16 protein-coding genes are annotated in these 18,811 nt (G+C 58.2%); 14 read left to right on the top strand and 2 right to left on the bottom strand.

What is annotated here, in order from left to right:
• Positions 1 to 630: 630 nt before the first annotated feature.
• Entirely contained in the window at positions 631 to 2,511 is a 1,881-nt protein-coding gene (locus AO388_RS18910; protein ID WP_032609916.1) for a hypothetical protein, read from the top strand.
• 51 nt (positions 2,512 to 2,562) lie between these two features.
• Entirely contained in the window at positions 2,563 to 4,155 is a 1,593-nt protein-coding gene (locus tag AO388_RS18905) for an Ig-like domain-containing protein (protein WP_058416910.1), read from the top strand.
• Positions 4,156 to 4,455: 300 nt separating this feature from the next.
• Here the strand turns inward: AO388_RS18905 and AO388_RS18900 are convergent, their stop codons facing one another.
• Positions 4,456 to 5,145: an alpha/beta family hydrolase gene (locus AO388_RS18900; protein ID WP_003436159.1), complete on the bottom strand. Its 690-nt coding sequence runs from the start codon at positions 5,143 to 5,145 to the stop codon at positions 4,456 to 4,458.
• A gap of 674 nt (positions 5,146 to 5,819) precedes the next feature.
• On the opposite strand from AO388_RS18900, the gene ccoN reads away from it, so the two are divergent.
• From ccoN to ccoP, 4 genes are read left to right on the top strand one after another with little or no spacing between them, the layout of a single operon-like run.
• Positions 5,820 to 7,262 (top strand): cytochrome-c oxidase, cbb3-type subunit I, encoded by a 1,443-nt coding sequence (gene ccoN / locus AO388_RS18895; RefSeq protein ID WP_003370235.1) that lies wholly within the window; start codon positions 5,820 to 5,822, stop codon positions 7,260 to 7,262.
• On the top strand, positions 7,262 to 7,870 hold the full coding sequence (gene ccoO, locus AO388_RS18890) for a cytochrome-c oxidase, cbb3-type subunit II (RefSeq protein ID WP_003370233.1): 609 nt from the start codon (positions 7,262 to 7,264) through the stop codon (positions 7,868 to 7,870). Before ccoN ends, ccoO begins: the two co-directional genes overlap by 1 nt.
• A 5-nt stretch (positions 7,871 to 7,875) precedes the next feature.
• A complete protein-coding gene (locus tag AO388_RS18885; RefSeq protein ID WP_044309082.1) occupies positions 7,876 to 8,067 on the top strand; it encodes a CcoQ/FixQ family Cbb3-type cytochrome c oxidase assembly chaperone in 192 nt (63 codons plus the stop codon).
• Positions 8,064 to 9,041, top strand: a complete 978-nt coding sequence (ccoP, locus tag AO388_RS18880) for a cytochrome-c oxidase, cbb3-type subunit III (protein ID WP_058416909.1) — start codon at positions 8,064 to 8,066, stop codon at positions 9,039 to 9,041. The genes AO388_RS18885 and ccoP overlap by 4 nt, the downstream gene beginning before the upstream one ends.
• Before the next feature lie 70 nt (positions 9,042 to 9,111).
• Here the strand turns inward: ccoP and AO388_RS18875 are convergent, their stop codons facing one another.
• Positions 9,112 to 10,743 carry a metallophosphoesterase gene (locus AO388_RS18875; RefSeq protein WP_058416908.1) on the bottom strand — a complete coding sequence of 544 codons (1,632 nt, stop codon included), beginning with the start codon at positions 10,741 to 10,743 and terminating at the stop codon, positions 9,112 to 9,114.
• Between the two features lie 515 nt (positions 10,744 to 11,258).
• On the opposite strand from AO388_RS18875, the gene AO388_RS18870 reads away from it, so the two are divergent.
• The 8 genes from AO388_RS18870 (at position 11,259) to hemN (ending at position 18,799) form a co-directional block, all read left to right on the top strand.
• Positions 11,259 to 11,510 carry a type II toxin-antitoxin system prevent-host-death family antitoxin gene (locus AO388_RS18870; RefSeq protein ID WP_055010266.1) on the top strand — a complete coding sequence of 84 codons (252 nt, stop codon included), beginning with the start codon at positions 11,259 to 11,261 and terminating at the stop codon, positions 11,508 to 11,510.
• Positions 11,510 to 11,962, top strand: a complete 453-nt coding sequence (locus AO388_RS18865; protein WP_058416907.1) for a type II toxin-antitoxin system VapC family toxin — start codon at positions 11,510 to 11,512, stop codon at positions 11,960 to 11,962. The genes AO388_RS18870 and AO388_RS18865 overlap by 1 nt, the downstream gene beginning before the upstream one ends.
• Before the next feature lie 64 nt (positions 11,963 to 12,026).
• Complete coding sequence (gene ccoG / locus AO388_RS18860) at positions 12,027 to 13,439, top strand: cytochrome c oxidase accessory protein CcoG (RefSeq protein WP_058416906.1); 1,413 nt, start codon at positions 12,027 to 12,029, stop codon at positions 13,437 to 13,439.
• Between the two features lie 10 nt (positions 13,440 to 13,449).
• Positions 13,450 to 13,986 (top strand): FixH family protein, encoded by a 537-nt coding sequence (locus tag AO388_RS18855; protein WP_003370222.1) that lies wholly within the window; start codon positions 13,450 to 13,452, stop codon positions 13,984 to 13,986.
• 2 nt (positions 13,987 to 13,988) lie between these two features.
• Positions 13,989 to 16,463, top strand: coding sequence for a heavy metal translocating P-type ATPase (locus AO388_RS18850; RefSeq protein ID WP_058416905.1), 2,475 nt, complete (start codon positions 13,989 to 13,991; stop codon positions 16,461 to 16,463).
• Positions 16,442 to 16,645: a cbb3-type cytochrome oxidase assembly protein CcoS gene (gene ccoS / locus AO388_RS18845; protein ID WP_003370219.1), complete on the top strand. Its 204-nt coding sequence runs from the start codon at positions 16,442 to 16,444 to the stop codon at positions 16,643 to 16,645. Before AO388_RS18850 ends, ccoS begins: the two co-directional genes overlap by 22 nt.
• Positions 16,638 to 17,321, top strand: a complete 684-nt coding sequence (locus AO388_RS18840) for a sulfite exporter TauE/SafE family protein (RefSeq protein WP_003436137.1) — start codon at positions 16,638 to 16,640, stop codon at positions 17,319 to 17,321. The genes ccoS and AO388_RS18840 overlap by 8 nt, the downstream gene beginning before the upstream one ends.
• Before the next feature lie 95 nt (positions 17,322 to 17,416).
• The gene (gene hemN / locus AO388_RS18835; RefSeq protein ID WP_058416904.1) at positions 17,417 to 18,799 is read left to right on the top strand and encodes an oxygen-independent coproporphyrinogen III oxidase; all 1,383 of its coding nucleotides are present in this window, start codon (positions 17,417 to 17,419) and stop codon (positions 18,797 to 18,799) included.
• Positions 18,800 to 18,811: the final 12 nt, after the last annotated feature.

Below are 18,811 nucleotides of genomic sequence, written 5' to 3'. Positions count from 1 at the left end.
CTGGTCTGCTCGCCCACCGACAATATTAAGAACACTTTGATAACCAATGTGATAAGAATCGAAAGGAGTATCAGGACCTACGGTAATGATTTCAGCCCGTCTAACGGTTTCATCTGGCAACTCTTCATCCGGCCACAATCCGGTGACTGCTGCAGTGTCTAAAGGCAGACCATTATTATCGCCCGATGCCGCTGCCGACGCCTGTACATTAGCGAGAGCGCCAAAAGCAATCACGGCAAGTTGAAACGCGCCACCCCGCGACTTAACGACGTTACTTTTTCTACTAGACACCGTCCATCTCCTCGTTTTTTTGAGAGTGGAAAGATAGCTTACTTAATTCATAAACCCTGGCCCTGTTCAATACCCAAAACGTAGGAGCCTTCCCAAAATAATATAAGAAGTTTCTTACAGCGAGCATCCAAATGGGCGCCAAGCAAAAAACTCTCAAACTAATTAAATAATCTCCACACAACCACTTGACCAGCCCACCAAAACCCTATTACGTCCAATTTTGACTGAGAACATCATTGACTCTTTCGCCAAGTACCAACCAAAAAAATCTCATTCAGAAACACGTTCGAAAAAAAGTAGGAAATCCCCTACAAAATTTTAATGATAAGGCCTCTACACATGAAAAATTGCTCAAACAACTATCTCCCAACACCTGTTTCAATTTCCGGAAACAGGCACAGAAACTTGAATCTTGTATTGGCTGCACCCGATATTGCAGTCGCATTTCATGATCAGGATACGCCAGGGCTCATACCGGTCGCTGAGGCATCACAACCGTTGACGGTCGATCTCGTTGTATGGCCAGCGGCACTTCCTGGTTACACATATCAACTGCTGTTCAACAGTATCGCGACTGGCCCCCAAAAACTGATTCTGCCCTCACATGCACCAGGAGACCCCCTGCACTTGGAGATCCCGGCCGAGCTGTTGCTGGAAGGTTTCCACGATGTCGCGTACGTCGTTGTCAATCCGATCAATCAGGTAGAACAGAGATCGGAAATTTTCCGGATTCAGATCGACCGGACAGCGCCAGGCGCTCCGGAGCTTGCTGCCATACAGTTCCCAGCCGAGATCCAGAACGGTCTGACTGCCGCCGAGCTCGATCAACTGGGTGGCCAACTTGATGTGCAGATTCCCGGCTACACCGGTATGGCCAAGCATGATCGCATTCTGACCAGGTGGGGAGATATCGTAGGCCCCACTGCCGTCGTCAACGAAACCGACATGGGTCTGGACAAGGTCTCGGTCACTTTTACACGAGCGTTTCTGCAAACGTTGGGGGAGGAAGAAAAGCAGGTGTGTTACCAGGTCATCGACCGTGCAGGTAACCCTTCAATCCTCTCGAACACTGTAGCGGTGAAATTAAGGCTGAACGACTTGCCTTCTGATTATCCGGCACCTGTCATTGATCAAGCGGTAGGCGATCTGATTGATTATCTGGAAGCTCAGGCCGGCGTATTGGTCGACATCCCCCATTATCCAGGCGCGGCAGCGCTTGATAGCATCCAGCTATTCTGGGGCACCAATAATCCCTTGACCCCTGTCTTCGTTGCACCTGGCGACGAAAATGAAGCCGTCATACTCACGTTGAAACTGCCATTTGAGGCCATTGCCCAAGGTCCGCAAGGCGACACCGCGGTTCATTATGAAGTGTTTCGCAACGGCGAACTGACCGGCACATCGCTGGACACCCACATAGACGTTTTTACAACACTTCCCTTCCCCACCCCCTTGAACAATTTGACGATACAAGGGACGAGCGTACAAAACCCGAACACCCAGGACAACTTCATCGACGAAGACGATTACGAGTTGAACGGCAGAGGCGTAGTGCTCTGGAATACGGGATTCGAAATCAATGATGATCTGAACCTGTACTGGGGCAATCAGTTAAAAACGCAGTGGTATCAAATACGGTCTAGCGACGTTGCAGCGGCAAGAGACTTGATTATTCCGATTGATAACGAGCTGATGAAGTTGCAAGGCACTGGCGAGGCCATTCCGGTGTACTTCACAGTCACGCGTACAGGAAACCCAAACAGTATGACGAGTCCGACTCAGCCTGTAACAGTACGGTCTCGAGAAGAGCAACCCGGTGGCGAAAACGGATTGACTGGGCCCACGTTCAATCTCACGTCCAACGGAGTGCTGGGGCCCAATGAAAATCCAGACGGTGCCGATGTAAAAGTCTCACCTTATGTAAATATTGCCGAGGGCCAGAAGATCACCTTCACGTTCAAGGGTTTTGACGACTTCAATAATCCCATCGAAGCCGCTACTTATGTGACGACTCGTAAGCTCGATGAAGTGGATGTTGTGCAAGGGCATGTATTCAAGGTCCCTCAGATCAACACACTGCTTATTTGCACAGGGTTTGCGGAGGCGAGTTATACCGTCGACCCTGTCGAAGGCAGCAATCAAAGTCCGGCAACCTCCACGGTCACTCGCGTCATCGTGCATATGCTTAAACCTACCGACTTTACCTGTCTGAGTCGCTAAACCGTTGCGGGCTCACCAGGCCCGCAACTTTTACACGTAGAAGGAACGCCCATGTATAACCTTGCGACTGAAAAAAAAGAAAACGTGCTGACTTCGCCAGTCATCGCAGCCGCCTTGAACGGTGGACTATTACCCGTCGACAGTTTGAACATGCCCCTCGAAGTGCTGTTGAACGTCTGGCAAGGCGCGCGCCCCGGCTATACCTATCAGCTGTACTTCGATGGAGTGCTTATTGGTCTCAAGAAAGAGATACTGCTTTCGCAGATGCCAGGTGACGACCTCATGCTGCACATTCCATCCGAGCTGTTGACGGAAGGTCGTCACTCGGTGGCTTACGCGGTCGAAAACCCGATCAATATGGTCGTCGAGTTTTCTGCCGAGACAGTTGTAATCGTAGACCTTACCCCGCCTGGCGATCCGCTGCTGGCCCCCATCATTTTTCCCACGCAGGTACAGAACGGTCTGACCTCAGAAGAACTGCAAACCATGGGTAACCTGCTTTCAGGGACGATTGCCAGCTACAACGGCATGCAGGAGGGCGATGTTGTCCGCACCTACTGGAATGATCTGCCCGGTCCGATGGCGGTGGTGAGCAGTGATGACGTGGGTCTTAAACGAACAATGGTCGACTTCGCCAGGCCGTTTCTGGAGTTGATCGGCGACATTGAGGCGCCGGTCTACTACACGATTACAGATCTGGCAGGGAATCTGTCCATGGCCTCGGAGTCGGTGGACGTGAAGCTGCAACTCGCGCAAGCAACGCCCCTGCCCACCCCAACCATAAAAGAAGCCATCGGCACCATACTCGACCCGGCCAACGCTTCATCCGGTGCAACCGTGGTGATCGACGCCACCGCCAACCTGAAAGCCGGCGATCAGGTGATCGTGCAATGGCAAGGGCCGAACGGCAGTGACACCCAGGAAAAGACCCTGTCGAGCGCAGAAGCCGGCAAGACGCTGGAGATGCTGTTTGCGTTTGCTCTGGTAACGGCAAACGCCGGGCAGACGGTGGCGATTTCTTATGTGGTCAATCGCGTCAACGGTCTGGTGCAGGTATCCGGCACGCTGGCCTTGCAGATTCTGGCGGCGCAGCCCGAGTTGCTGCTGGACACCTCGCCGGTCACGCTGGCCGGCAAGGTGTATCTGCTTCCGGGCTCGCCGGACCTGTTGCCGAACTTCCCGTCCGATACCACCCTTCTGCGTCAGGCCAGTGGCGGACAGGCACCCTATCAGTACGCTTCGAGCGACCCGCTGGTCGCGAAAGTGGACAGCAATGGCCTGACCTCGGTTCGAGGCAACGGCACAGCCACCATTACGGCGACCGATGCTTCGGGCGCGAGTAAAAGCTACCTGATCACCGTCACCGGCGTCATCCATTGCATCGGTCTGGGCAGCGGCAGCTTTTCTCAGATCAGCAAAAATGCGGGCAACAACAGCGCGAGGATTCCAACCATTCACGAGCTGGTGGATATCTACGCCCTGTATGGCAATCGCTGGCCGATGGGCAACGGCAACTATTGGTCGTCCACTGTTTCAAGCGCCGGCATCGGCGGATGGAACTGGTATTACGTGAAAAACATGGTCACTGGCGGCAACTTCAAACTGAAGAGTCACAATTCCAGTCTCGGCGTAGGCATCAGATGACCGATTGCTGAACCCATTGTTCATCCGGCAGGGCGTTGCGCTAAAGGCGTAACGCCCTGTCACCGTTTTCAGGAGTTTCCCAGGGCCAGCCCATGCACCGTCCGACTCCCTCACGCCAACGCTGCGTTTAACCTGCAACCCATGAAGGCCGCTTTGCCGCGAGCATCAACTCACAGCCTTTCAGGACGTCCTCACTGACAGGTCGGCTGACGCTGAGATCGGAGCTGGAACAGTCCCCCGTCATCGCCGACGGCAAGGTGGGTAAAATGCGAACCACCATCGGCCTGCCTTGCCGGTGACTCAGGCGCGCAGGAACCCGGCAATCTCTCTCGCGGACTCAGCCAGGCAGTGCTCATGGCTGATACCCGCGACCTTCAGGGGTTTGAGGTCGTGATTGGCAGTCGGCAACCAGTGCAGCCGAATGGCACTCGACAATGCATAGCCTTCTACGGCTTCGCGATTGCCTAGCGCGTCGCGTTCGCCCTGCACGATCAGTGTGGGTGTCTTAAGGTCGGCCAGATGCGCCACGCGTGGTTTTTCAGGCTTGCCCACGGCGTAGAACGGATACCCTAGACACACCAGCGCATCGACCTCAAGCTCATCGGCGATAAGGCTGGCCATCCGCCCGCCCATTGATTTGCCGCCGACCGCCAGACGCCCGCGGATGTGAGCACGCACACAGGCGAACACCTCTCTCCAGCATTCCAGCAATTGTGCCTGTGGATTGGGTGGACGCTTGCTGCCGCCCCGACGCCGCTGCGCCATATAAGGAAACTCGAAGCGCAGGACGCTGATACCTTGCGCCGCCAGATCAGCCGCCATGCGGTTCATGAAGTCGCTGTCCATCGGTGCACCTGCACCATGCGCCAGCAACAGGGTCGGCGCGTCCAGCGCACCCGCAAGTTGCGCGGGCGTCCACAGCCAGCCTCTTTCACTGACCAGCTGCAGCCATTGATCCTGACCGATACCGGGCTTAAAGCCGTTGCTCATGTTTGCCTCATTCAGGTGGGTCGCAAAGTAGCCCATCACTATAGCGGCGAACCGGGTCGCGAATCCCGTACGAATCGCGAGCGCACGGCGCATCGAGACGCCCCGCCCCGTCGGACAGCCGCCATTCAGGTCTGCCCGGGTACTCTGTCAAGGTGCACTAGGTAAAGTACCCAGGCGATGAGCGCCCCAAACCTGACACCGCCGGGCGGTTTCATTGACGGCACTGGCCTCGCACATTGCAACAACACCGCTGAGTCGGTCACCAGAGTCATATGCCTGCTCAGGCCGATTTGCTGGGCAATGACAGGTGTTACTGCCGACTGAACATACGTGACAGTCTTTGCGCGGGTCCTGATCAACTCGTCTGTACGCGAAGGTCGCCACCGCTGTGTTCCAGTCCAGCGGCGATGCGTGAACTCCGCACCCTGCAACGGGGTGCGGAATACTCGCTGACGCATTGCGCAGCATCTTTTCGTACAGAACCTGCGACTTCCCACACCCCCTGTTTCAACGCTAAACTCGTGACACGCGTCTGCCGCAGCCCTTTGACGCTCATTGATGTGCCTGTCTGTTCCTGCCCCTGCCTCTTCGGTGTGCTTCGATGCGATTGCCAGCGCTGCATCGCCCTGGCCCGATTACGTCTGCGGTAACCCTCTGAATCGTGGAAGTCTGCAATGAGCACAACAATCAGTCCTACAACCTACAACTACACCGTGGTGCGCCAGTTTGCCATCATGGCTGTGGTCTGGGGTGTGGTCGGCATGAGCCTGGGCGTGTTCATTGCTTCGCAACTGGTCTGGCCAGGGCTGAACCTGGAACTTGAATGGACCACCTTCGGACGCCTGCGCCCGCTGCACACCAATCTGGTGATCTTTGCCTTCGGCGGCTGCGCGCTGTTCGCCACCTCTTATTACGTGGTGCAACGCACTTGCCAGACGCGGCTGATTTCCGATGGTCTGGCGGCCTTCACCTTCTGGGGCTGGCAGGCCGTGATCGTCGGCGCCATCGTGACCCTGCCGATGGGCTACACCACCACCAAGGAATATGCCGAGCTCGAATGGCCGGTGGCGATTCTGCTGGCCATCGTCTGGGCCGCCTACGCTGCAGTGTTTTTCGGCACCATCGTCAAACGCCGCACCCGGCATATCTACGTCGCCAACTGGTTCTACGGCGCGTTCATCGTGGTGACCGGCATGCTGCACATCGTCAACCATATCTCGTTGCCGGTCAGCCTGTTCAAATCCTATTCGGCCTACGCTGGCGCGACCGACGCCATGATCCAGTGGTGGTACGGACACAATGCCGTCGGTTTTTTCCTGACCACCGGTTTTCTCGGCATGATGTATTACTTCGTGCCCAAGCAGGCCGAGCGCCCGGTCTACTCCTATCGTTTATCCATCGTGCATTTCTGGGCATTGATCACCCTGTATATCTGGGCCGGTCCGCACCATCTGCACTACACCGCGCTGCCGGACTGGGCGCAGTCGCTGGGCATGGTCATGTCGATCATTCTGCTGGTGCCCAGCTGGGGCGGGATGATCAACGGCATGATGACGCTGTCGGGCGCGTGGCATAAGTTGCGGACCGATTCGATACTGCGCTTTCTGGTGGTCTCGCTGGCGTTCTATGGCATGTCGACCTTCGAAGGCCCGATGATGGCAATCAAGACCGTCAACTCGCTTTCGCACTACACGGACTGGACCATCGGCCATGTCCACGCCGGGGCGCTGGGCTGGGTCGCGATGATTACCATCGGGTCGATCTACCACATGATTCCGAAACTCTATGCCCGACCGCATATGTACAGCGTCAGCCTGATCAACACACACTTCTGGCTCGCGACCGTCGGCACCGTGCTTTACATCACCTCGATGTGGGTCAATGGCATCACCCAGGGCCTGATGTGGCGCGCGGTGAACGACGATGGCACGTTGACCTATTCCTTCATCGAAACCATGCAGGCCAGCCACCTGGGCTATATCGTGCGGGCCATCGGCGGCGCGATTTTCACCAGCGGTATGTTGCTGATGGCCTACAACGTCGTGCGTACGATACGTGCCTCGGACCCGCAGGCGGCCGAGGCGGCCACCCGCATCGCAGTCGCGGGGGCGCATTGATGAAGCATGATGCGCTGGAAAAAAACATCGGCCTGCTGGCCTTCTTCATGGTGATTGCCGTGAGCATCGGCGGACTGACGCAGATCGTCCCGCTGTTTTTTCAGGACGTGACCAACCAGCCTATCGAGGGCATGAAGCCACGCAGCGCGCTTGAGGTGGAAGGCCGTGATGTATTCATCGCCAACGGCTGCGTCGGTTGCCACTCGCAGATGATCCGACCGCTGCGCGCCGAAACCGAGCGCTACGGGCATTACTCGGTGGCAGGCGAAAGCGTCTGGGATCATCCTTTCCTGTGGGGCTCCAAACGCACCGGGCCGGACCTGGCACGGATCGGCGGTCGTTACTCGGACGAGTGGCACCGTGTACACCTGAACAACCCGCGCGACCTGGTCCCGACCTCGATCATGCCGGCTTATCCGTTTCTGGCCGAGAAGACCATCGACAGCACGCAGACTGCGAAAAAGCTGCAGGTGCTGCGTACCCTCGGCACCCCTTACACCGACACGGATATCGCCGGTGCGGCGGCTGCGGTACAGGGCAAGACCGAAATGGACGCGCTGGTGGCCTATCTGCAAGGCCTCGGCACGCTCATCAAGAGCAAACGGTGAACATGATGGACATCGGAATGATTCGAGGCCTTGGCACACTGGTCGTGATGGTGGCGTTCATCGGCCTGATGCTGTGGGTGTTCAGCCCTGCCCGCAAGGCAGACTTCGACGACGCGACACTGCTGCCTTTTGCGGATGATCCCGAGGCCATCGGCAAGGTCGAGCGCGCCAGAGCTGAACGGGAAGACCAACCATGAGTACGTTCTGGAGCCTGTACGTCGCGGTCCTGACCCTGGGCACCATCATCGCCATGCTCTGGCTGCTGCTGTCCACGCGCAAAGGTCAGCCCGACGAACCGACAGATGAAACCGTCGGCCATACGTTCGACGGTATCGAGGAATACGACAACCCATTGCCCAGATGGTGGTTCTACCTGTTTCTGGCGACCATCGTCTTTGCGCTGGGCTATCTGCTCCTGTACCCGGGGCTGGGCAACTGGCAGGGTTTGCTGCCGGGTTATGAATACCGGGACCAAGACAGCAAGACGCAATTCGCCGACGGCCAGCAAGGCTGGACCAGTGTCCACGAATGGGAGCGGGAAGTGGCAAACGCCGAAGCCCGTTACGGGCCGCTGTTTGCCAAGTACGCCGCCATGCCCGTCGAGGAAGTGGCCAAAGATCCGCAGGCGTTGAAAATCGGTGCTCGCCTGTTTGCGTCCAACTGCTCGGTCTGCCACGGCTCTGACGCAAAAGGCGCCTATGGCTTTCCCAATCTGACCGATGCCGACTGGCGTTGGGGCGGCGATGCCCAGGCGATCAAGACCTCCATCCTCGCCGGGCGTATGGGCGTGATGCCGGCTCTGGGCAGCGTGCTCGGCGAACAGGGTGTTCGCGATGTGGCGGCCTACGTGCTGACGCAGCTGGACGCCCGCCCGCTACCGGAGGATGCGAAAGCTGACCCGGTGGCCGGACAAAAGACCTTCGCCAGCCTGTGCGTTGCCTGTCATGGGCCAGAGGGCAAGGGAATGCCGATTCTCGGCGCGCCGGACCTGACCCACCCCAGTGCGTTTATCTACGGTTCCAGCTTCGCGCAGTTGCAGCAGACCATTCGTGATGGCCGCCAGGGCCAGATGCCTGCTCAGCAAGCACTGCAAGGCAATGACCGCGTTCACATTCTGGCTGCCTATGTTTACAGCCTGTCGCGTCAGGAGAAACCGGCAGAGCCCAAGTGATGTTGTTTTGCCGATAGCAAAACCTGGCATCGTGATAGCGCAAAAAACTACGACTGCCATCAGCGATAGATCAAGGCTTGGGACTGCATCTCATCCGCATGCCGTTCAACGCAGAATCGTCATCGCTACCCTGATAGGTTTCGACGCGGGTTTCAAAGCCGGTGGCAACCATTCCGGTGGGGCAACGGTAAGTTTTCCTCCAGACACCATAGTTTGTGTCGTAAGGTGCAGCTATATACTGATCTCCTTCACAGACGAGCCTGACGGAGTCCACCGCAGTGTCGTCACCGTTTCCTTGATGAGCCTCCATTTTCAACTGAAACCCGTCCACAGCTTTGCCTGAAGGACAGCGAACGATCGCGGTCCAGTCTCCCCAGCCCGCTTCCTCGCTCCTTAATACCTGATTATTATTGCAATACATAACGATCGCGTTGATGGCTGTATCGTCACTGTTACCTTGCCACTTTTCCGCTTTGACCTGAAAACCATTTATATGCTGCGTCTCTGAACAAGATGCCGTGCCCCCCCAGCGCCCCCAAAGCCCTGCATTGTCATATTCGTCAACGGGAGGAACAGCAACGGACAGTTTCAACGGCAACGCACCCAAATATTGAGCGGCTTGCGGATTATTGTTCTTAACGAGCCAAACCTGAAAAAGACTAGAACTTTCATTGACATCAACAATGAGAAAAGTTTCTTCAGTTGCCGAGCCACTCAGAAAAACAGGCACCCCATCATAAGTGCTGGAGTAGCGTCCAGCGCTGGCGTGGAAGTGGCCCGCAAAGATAGCTGAAACATCGTAGAGCTTTAGTAAGTTACGGAACCGAGTCAATATTTCTCTCGTGCGCGAGTTAGGGGAATACGTCCATTCAGCCGGATCATGCATGCCGATAATAACGAATTTCCTCTGAGCCCTTGCATCTATCAGCACACGCTCCAGCCAACCATTTTCGACAGGTGACTGGATATCAAACTCATACTTTGACCTGACCAGCGGTGTGCCTAAGGAATAAAACCAGTTGATATAAGAAGGCTCCAGATTCAATTGAATATACCGTACCCTACCCAAATCTTTATAGTAAGCAAAGCTTCCGGAATATCGCTTGGTTGGAGGAAGACCACCGCCATTATCCAGACTGTAATCCATATTATTACCGCCCATCCGGCCAATGAGGTCGTTCATACTGTCTCTGGCGCAGCCGTTGTTTTGGCAGTTACCCACATTGTTCTTGTAATCATGATTACCCAGTCCAAAATACCAATTCGTCGACAATATTGAATCCAGTGTCCCGTACAAAAACGCCCTTTCATCGCCATGGCCAAACGCCGTCATGTCTCCGTTTATGATGACCGGGTTATTGCCGGTCCCGCCCATGGCTCCGGCACGCCATTTTTGTATCGCAGAATATTGATTTCTGATGAGGTCTTCAGTACTGACCTCGTTAACCGAAGAGCGGGATGGCAGTAGGACGTCCTGCGATTGCTGGTGCGGCAAAGCGCCCAGACTGTCCTCTATGTTTTTTTTATCCTTTGACCAAGGGTATTGAGGGTCAGAAGCAAATATAATATGCCTTATTATGCCCTTCGGCCCGACCGCGCTCGCCACAGCGTCTGGGCTTTCATTTTTCACATCACTAACGCACCCGCACATCAATAACAATGTGCTGAACAACGCACAAGGAAAAAGCCTGTAGTTAGACATATCAAAACCCTCATGAAAACTAAAACCCCAGAACCAAAACACGGACAGAGAGCGTTACTCAGAGCATTTCGGCTGTACTCATTATTACAAACATCTGCTAAAACTCTACTATCAGAACTGATAGGTCGGCTATTAGATACCGATGGCAGTTCTTTGAGTGACAAACGGAACGACGTTTAATAAGTAGCCCAGTCATAGGGGCTGCTTAGTACTCCACGCCTACGTGACGGGCTTCAGTAATAAATTTTGCATTTTTGCAATCTGAAATACCAAGAGAAGCTGGCGACGCGCACTGACGCGCATGCAGATAAGCACTGCATACGCCGTAGTCAGCAAAGCTGACCCATATGCTGCGTCAGGAACCATCAGACCAAGTGGATTTTTAGCATCGGGATACCAGGCAAGCAGTGCGCGGTAGTAATTTGCGTCACTGCACGCATTGTAGTTACATCTCTACACGCTTAGAATTGCTCATTATGACAACGATGTGTCTGCCCATTCCAGAGGTCGCTTTCATGACAACAACCCTCTCAAGCCGCGAATTCAACCAAGACACCAGCGGGGCCAAGAAGGCCGCGAATGAAGGCCCGGTGTTCATTACCGACCGAGGCCGCCCTGCCCATGTGCTGCTTTCGATCGAGGCGTACCTGCAACTGACCGGCAGTGCAGCGAGTATCGCTGACATGCTGATAATGCCCACTGACATCGATATCGAGTTCGAGCCTCAGCGCGCCGTGATCACGCCCCGACAGGTTGACCTGTCCTGATGTTCCTGCTCGACACCGACGTGGTGTCCGAACTCAGAAAACGCAACGCCGATGCGAACGTGCTCCGCTGGTCGCGAACGCAGATGGCCTCCAGCCTGTTCATCTCGTCCATCACGATTCTTGAACTCGAAACAGGTATCCTGCGCATCGAACGCCGCGACCCAACACAAGGCGCTGTATTGCGAATGTGGCTCGACCAGCATGTAATGAAGGCGTTCGCCGGACGTATCCTGACAGTCGACACTCAGGTCGCAAGGCGCTGCGCGCAATTACACGTTCCCGACCCGCGCAGCGAAAGCGATGCGCTGATCGCCGCCACTGCGCTGGTGCATGGCATGACCGTGGTCACACGCAACACATTGGACTTTCAGTCGTGCGGGGTCGCGCTGCTCAATCCCTGGGTCAGCCAGTTGAATGAACAAGCGGCCGTTTATTCACGTGCATCACGTTGAACGCGGGTGTGAACCTGCCAGACCTTTATAGGCCGGGGCCAGGCCACCGCCGCTGGACTCATCGATGACCAAGCACATTCCAGTACACGACATCACCCCGGCATGCGAAATAAACGGCGAATTCACCGACCTCTACGCTTCGCGCGAGAAAATCCAGCCCCGCGCGTTCAAGGGTCTGTTTCGAAATGTAAGGATGCTCGGCGGCGCCCTGTTGCTGCTTATCTTCTTCGGCACGGTCTGGCTGAATCGAAGCGGGCATCAGGCGGTCTGGTGGAACCTGCCGGAACGCAAGTTCTACATCTTCGGCGCGACGTTCTGGCCACAGGATTTCATCCTCTTGTCCGGCATTCTGATCGTTGCAGCGTTCGGGTTGTTCTTCATCACCGTTTATGCCGGCCGGGTCTGGTGTGGCTATACCTGCCCGCAGAGTGTCTGGACCTGGATCTTCATGTGGTGCGAGAAAGTCACTGAAGGCGACCGCAACCAGCGTATCAGGCTCGACCATGCCCCGATGAGTGCCGGCAAACTGCTGCGCAAGTTCGCCAAGCACAGCCTGTGGCTGCTGATCGGGCTTGCCACCGGCATGACCTTCGTCGGGTATTTCTCACCCATCCGCGCGCTGTGCGTGGATCTGTTCACGGGCCAGGCGGATGGCTGGGCCTATTTCTGGGTCGGTTTCTTTACCCTGGCCACTTACCTGAATGCCGGCTGGCTGCGCGAACAGGTATGCATTTACATGTGCCCCTATGCACGATTCCAGAGCGTGATGTTCGACAAGGACACACTGATCATCTCCTACGACCAGAATCGTGGCGAAGCCCGAGGCCCGCGCAAGAAGGAGGCTGATCCTCAGGCACTGGGGCTGGGTGACTGTATCGACTGCACGATGTGCGTGCAGGTCTGCCCGACCGGCATCGACATTCGTGACGGCCTGCAGGTGGAGTGCATCAGCTGTGCGGCGTGCGTCGATGCCTGCGATACGGTCATGGACAAGATGGACTACCCTCGCGGCCTGATTCGCTACACCACCGAACACAATCTGTCCGGACAACGCACCCGCACTCTGCGCCCACGTCTGGTCGGTTATGCGCTGGTCCTGCTGCTGATGATTGCGCTGCTGACGGCTGCTTTCTGCATGCGCACGCTGGTGGGTCTGGAGGTCAGCAAGGACCGCATGCTGTTCAGGGAAAACGCCGAAGGCCGGATCGAAAACGTCTACAGCCTGAAAGTGATGAACAAGGATCAGGTGGACCACACCTATGTGCTGCAGGCCAGCGGCCTGCCCGACCTGAGACTGCAGGGCCATCGGGAAATCAGTGTCCCGGCGGGCGAAATCGTCAGCCTGCCGGTGGAGCTGTCCAGTGCGCCGGAAAAACTGCCGTCGCACAGCAACGAGGTAACCTTTACCCTCAAGGACATCGACAGCGATACTCAGGTCGAGACCCAAAGCCGCTTCCTCGGCCCACCCATTCGTTAAGAGCACCGTCATGCCCGCTGCGACTGCTGCAAGCCCCTGGTACCGGCACCTCTGGCCATGGATCATCATCGCCATCCTCACCGGTTCGGTGACCTTGAGCCTGTCGATGGTGTTCATCGCCGTGACCCACCCAGATCCGCTGGTCACCGATAACTATTACGAGGCCGGCAAAGGCATCAATCGCTCGTTGAATCGCGAAGTGCTCGCCCAGACCCTCAAACTGCACGCGCGCCTGCACCTAGATGAGCTGACCGGAGAAGTCGGGCTGCACCTGAGCGGCAACAGCAACCCGGAGCGTCTGGAACTCAACCTCATTTCGCCCACGCGCCCTGCCAGTGATCGCCGGGTGTTCCTGACCCGCAGCCCGTCGGAACCGGGCCGTTACATCGGTCAGTTGCAGGACAAGGTCGATGGTCGGCGTTTTGTGGAACTGCTGGGTGTCGAAGGCGAGCAGACCTGGCGCCTCTTCGAGGAGGAACAGATCGGCACTGACGACGTGACCCTGGGTGACGAGCCCCTGCAAGCCGCGCAACGCCGGAAAGACTGAGCGTGGCCAAGCCCTCCTCTCCTGCTCCGCTGCACTGCTACCACTGCGGCTTACCGGTTCCAGCGGGCAGCCATTTCAACGCGGTAGTGCTCGGTGCCACCCGACAGCTGTGCTGCCCCGGTTGTCAGGCAGTGACCGAGGCCATCGTCGCCAGCGGTCTGGACAACTATTACCGCCACCGCAGTGAAACCTCGGCCAACCCGGAAAGCCTGCCCAGCCAATTGCTCGAGGAACTGGTGCTCTACGACCGCACCGACGTACAGGCGCCCTTCGTGCGCCACGACGGCGACCTTTCAGAAGCCACCCTGCTTGTCGAAGGCATCAGTTGCGCGGCCTGCGGCTGGCTGATCGAGCAACGCTTGGGGCGGCTGCCAGCAGTGGCCGAAGCGCGCCTGAATCTGTCCACTCATCGCCTGCTGGTGCGCTGGCACCCCGACCAGCTTGCGCTCAGCCAATTGCTGAGCGAGCTGCACGCGATTGGCTATGTCGCCCATCCATGGCAGGCCGACCGCGCAGCCGAACGCCTGGCGCGTGACAATCGTCTGGCGTTGCGACAACTGGGCGTAGCCGGCCTGCTGTGGTTTCAGGCCATGATGGCCACCATGGCCACCTGGCCGGAATTCAATATCGACCTCAGCCCGCAGATGCACACCATTCTGCGCTGGGTGGCGCTGTTTCTGACCACGCCGATCGTCTTCTACAGTTGCGCGCCATTCTTTCGCGGTGCCTTGCGCGACCTGCGCAGCCGCCACCTGACAATGGATGTCTCGGTGTCGCTGGCAATAGGCGCGGCCTACGCCGCGGGGATCTGGACCGCCGTCACCGGCGCTGGCGAGCTGTATTTCGATGCAGTCGGCATGTTTGCACTGTTCCTGCTGGCAGGACGTTACCTGGAACGCCGCGCCCGCGAGCGCACGGCAGCGGCCACGGCCCAACTGGTCAACGTGCTGCCCGCCTCATGCCTGCGCCTCAGCGATGACGGCCAGAGCCAGCGCATCATGCTCAGCGAACTGCACTTGGCCGATCGGGTGCTGGTACAGCCCGGTGCAGTGATACCGGCCGATGGCAAAATCCTCGAGGGTCGCTCCAGTATCGATGAATCGCTGTTGACCGGCGAATACTTGCCTCAGATGCGCAGAGTGGGCGATGCGGTCACCGCAGGAACGCTGAATGTCGAAAGCCCACTGACCGTTGCCGTGACGGCGCTGGGCCACGAAACCCGTCTTTCGGCCATTGTCCGGCTGCTCGAACGCGCGCAGGCAGAAAAGCCCCGACTCGCGCAGATTGCCGACCGGACGGCACAGACCTTTCTGCTGTTTTCGCTGATCGCGGCCGCACTGATCGGGATGATCTGGTGGCAGCTGGACGTATCGCGCGCATTCTGGATCGTCCTGGCCATGCTCGTCGCCACCTGCCCCTGCGCACTCTCGTTGGCGACACCGACCGCCTTGACTGCGGCGACCGGCACGCTGCACACACTCGGCCTGCTGCTGACCCGGGGTCATGTGCTCGAAGGCCTCAACCAGATCGACACGGTCATCTTCGACAAGACCGGCACTCTGACCGAAGGACGCCTGACGTTGCGCAGCATTCACCCATTGCGCGAGCTGGACGCCAATCGCTGCCTGGAACTGGCGGCGGCCCTGGAAAACCGCTCCGAGCACCCCATCGCCCGCGCGTTCGGTCGAGCGCCAAAGGCTGCCGAAGAGGTGCTCAGCACACCGGGATTGGGGCTGGAAGGTCGTGTTGACGGGCATCTGCTGCGCATCGGCGAGGCGGCATTCGTCTGCGCGCTGAGCGGTGCTGAAACACCCTTGCCAACCGGGCGTTGCGGCCAATGGCTGTTGCTGGGCGATGCGCAGGGCCCGCTCGCATGGCTGGTGCTGGACGACCGACTGCGCGAGGATGCCGACATCCTGTTACAGGCATGCCGGTCGCGAGGCTGGAAAACGCTGCTGTTGTCAGGCGATAGCTCACCGATGGTTGACAGCGTCGCGCAGGCGCTGGGCATCGACGAGGCGCGTGGCGGCATGTGCCCGGACGATAAGCTGGAGGTGCTGCGCCGGCTTCAGGCTCAGGGGCGCAAGGTGCTGATGATCGGTGACGGGGTGAACGACGTACCGGTCATGGCAGCAGCCGACATCAGTGTGGCGATGGGCTCGGCCACCGACCTCGCCAAAACCAGCGCTGACGCGGTGCTGCTGTGCAACCGCCTCCCGGTGCTGATCGACGCGCTGAATCTGGCCCGACGCACGCGTAGCGTCATTATCGAAAACCTGCTCTGGGCCGGTCTGTACAATGGCCTCATGCTGCCCTTCGCGGCCCTGGGCTGGATCACTCCGGTGTGGGCGGCGATCGGCATGTCGATCAGTTCACTGACGGTAGTGCTCAACGCCTTGCGCCTGACCCGCCTGCCGCGTCGTGCCCTTGCCCCCCAATCTGCACCGGAGGTTTCATGCCCGCGCTTTACATCATGATCCCTGCCGCTCTGCTGCTGGTGGGCGTGGCGATCTACGTGTTCTTCTGGGCAGTGGACAGCGGTCAGTACGACGACATGGAAGGTCCGGCACACAGCATCTTGTTCGATGACACGCCGCCTGTGGAGCATGTCCCGCCTGAGTCTCCGCAGTCGGGCCCGGACGAGAAACGCGATGTTTGAACTCGCCTCGATGCTGTTCTCGGCGTTCATTCTCGGGCTGCTGGGCGGTGGTCACTGCCTAGGCATGTGCGGTGGCCTGATGGGCGCCCTGACGCTGGCCATCCCCAAGGAACAGCGCAGTCGCCGGTTTCGTTTGCTGCTGGCCTACAACCTGGGGCGCATTCTCAGTTACGCCGCAGCTGGCCTGTGTTCCGGACTGGTCGGCTGGGCGGTGGCACAAAGTCCGCTGGCGACGGGCTTGCGCATCGTCGCTGCCGTATTGCTGATCATGATGGGGCTGTACCTGGCAGGCTGGTGGAGCGGGCTGACTTATATAGAGCGTCTCGGCCGAGGCCTGTGGCGCTATTTGCAACCCTTGGCCAGTCGCCTGTTACCGGTGTCCAGTGTGCCGCGCGCCGTGGTGCTCGGTGCGCTGTGGGGCTGGCTGCCTTGCGGGCTGGTCTACAGCGCCCTGCTGTGGGCCGCCAGCCAGGGCAACCCTCTCGACAGCGCGCTGCTGATGCTGGCGTTCGGGCTGGGCACCTGGCCGGTTCTGCTGGCCACCGGTCTGGCTGCCGAGCGCACCACGGTCTTGTTGCGCAAGCGTGGTGTGCGCATGGCGGGAGGTTTGCTGGTGATGGTCTTCGGTATCTGGACCTTGCCAGGCCCCCACCAGCACTGGCTGATGGGGCACTGACGCCGGCAACTCTTGCCACTTGATCCACATCAACGCCGCCCCCCGGCCTCCTGCGTATGCTCGCGACATCGCCAGCCAGACCGGGAAACGCGCGCATGTTTGACGCCATTCGTTGGGATTCAGACCTGATCCATCGTTACGATGTGGCGGGGCCGCGCTATACGTCCTATCCGACTGCAGCGCAGTTCGATACCCAAGTGGGCGCCATCGACCTGCTGCATGCGCTGCGCGAAAGCCGCAAGGCATCACGTCCGTTGTCGCTTTACGTGCATCTGCCCTTCTGCGCGAACATTTGCTACTACTGCGCCTGCAACAAAGTCATCACCAAGGACCGCGGCCGCGCTCAGGCCTACCTGAAACGGCTCGAACACGAGATGCGAATGCTCGCCTGTCACCTGGCGCCAGGTCAGGTGGTAGAGCAACTGCACCTCGGCGGCGGCACGCCGACCTTTCTCAGTCACGACGAACTGCGCCGCTTGATGGCGCAACTGCGCTCACACTTCAACCTGCTGGACGACGATTCCGGCGACTATGGCATCGAGATTGATCCTCGCGAAGCGGACTGGTCGACGATGGGACTGCTGCGCGAGCTGGGTTTCAACCGGGTCAGCCTGGGCGTGCAGGACCTTGACCCGACGGTGCAGCGGGCGATCAACCGCATGCAAAGCCTGGAAGAGACCCGCGCGATAGTCGAAGCGGCGCGCACGCTGCAATTTCGTTCGGTGAATATTGATCTGATCTACGGCCTGCCCGCACAGAACCCGCAGACTTTCAGCCACACCGTGGACAAGGTCATCGATCTGCAGCCCGACCGGTTGTCGGTGTTCAACTATGCGCATCTGCCCGAGCGCTTCATGCCGCAGCGGCGCATCGACGCTGCGGATCTGCCGGATGCAGCGAGCAAACTGCTGATGCTGGAGCGCACCGTCGAGCAATTGGGCAACGCCGGTTATCGCTACATCGGCATGGACCATTTCGCCCTGCCCGACGACGAGCTGGCCATCGCTCAGGAAGACCTGACCCTGCAACGCAACTTTCAGGGCTATACCACGCACGGTCACTGCGACCTGATCGGCCTGGGTGTCTCGGCCATCAGTCAGGTCGGTGAGCTGTACAGCCAGAACAGCAGCGACCTGAGCGAGTATCTGAGGCTGCTGGACAGCGACCAGCCCGCAACTCGACGTGGACTGATCTGCCACGATGACGACCGCATCAGGCGCGCCATCATTCAGCAATTGATTTGCGGCTTCACCCTGGATTTCGGCAATATCGAGAAGACCTTTTGCATCGATTTCAGGGACTATTTCAGCGAAGCGTGGCCGCAACTGCTCGGCATGGCCAGCGACGGGCTGATTACGCTGAGTGAGACGGGCATTGAAGTCAGACCGGCAGGCCGACTGCTGGTACGCGCAGTGTGCATGGTCTTCGATGCTTACCTGACCCGGCACAACAGACAGCAGTTCTCCCGAGTGATATGACCCGCGTCCAGG

Origin of the sequence: Pseudomonas sp. ICMP 10191, from assembly GCF_001467335.1 — a bacterium.
Lineage (GTDB): Bacteria > Pseudomonadota > Gammaproteobacteria > Pseudomonadales > Pseudomonadaceae > Aquipseudomonas > Aquipseudomonas cerasi.
This window is presented reverse-complemented; position numbering and strand designations above follow the sequence as displayed.

Coding starts and splice junctions, on each gene's coding strand:
- AO388_RS18870 (WP_055010266.1), top strand. CDS start 11,259: ATGACAACAACCCTCTCAAGCCGCGAATTCAACCAAGACACCAGCGGG.
- AO388_RS18855 (WP_003370222.1), top strand. CDS start 13,450: ATGCCCGCTGCGACTGCTGCAAGCCCCTGGTACCGGCACCTCTGGCCA.
- ccoO (WP_003370233.1), top strand. CDS start 7,262: ATGAAGCATGATGCGCTGGAAAAAAACATCGGCCTGCTGGCCTTCTTC.
- AO388_RS18865 (WP_058416907.1), top strand. CDS start 11,510: ATGTTCCTGCTCGACACCGACGTGGTGTCCGAACTCAGAAAACGCAAC.
- AO388_RS18905 (WP_058416910.1), top strand. CDS start 2,563: ATGTATAACCTTGCGACTGAAAAAAAAGAAAACGTGCTGACTTCGCCA.
- AO388_RS18885 (WP_044309082.1), top strand. CDS start 7,876: ATGGACATCGGAATGATTCGAGGCCTTGGCACACTGGTCGTGATGGTG.
- AO388_RS18875 (WP_058416908.1), bottom strand. CDS start 10,743: ATGTCTAACTACAGGCTTTTTCCTTGTGCGTTGTTCAGCACATTGTTA.
- AO388_RS18840 (WP_003436137.1), top strand. CDS start 16,638: ATGTTTGAACTCGCCTCGATGCTGTTCTCGGCGTTCATTCTCGGGCTG.
- ccoP (WP_058416909.1), top strand. CDS start 8,064: ATGAGTACGTTCTGGAGCCTGTACGTCGCGGTCCTGACCCTGGGCACC.
- AO388_RS18900 (WP_003436159.1), bottom strand. CDS start 5,145: ATGAGCAACGGCTTTAAGCCCGGTATCGGTCAGGATCAATGGCTGCAG.
- AO388_RS18910 (WP_032609916.1), top strand. CDS start 631: ATGAAAAATTGCTCAAACAACTATCTCCCAACACCTGTTTCAATTTCC.
- ccoN (WP_003370235.1), top strand. CDS start 5,820: ATGAGCACAACAATCAGTCCTACAACCTACAACTACACCGTGGTGCGC.
- hemN (WP_058416904.1), top strand. CDS start 17,417: ATGTTTGACGCCATTCGTTGGGATTCAGACCTGATCCATCGTTACGAT.
- ccoG (WP_058416906.1), top strand. CDS start 12,027: ATGACCAAGCACATTCCAGTACACGACATCACCCCGGCATGCGAAATA.
- ccoS (WP_003370219.1), top strand. CDS start 16,442: ATGCCCGCGCTTTACATCATGATCCCTGCCGCTCTGCTGCTGGTGGGC.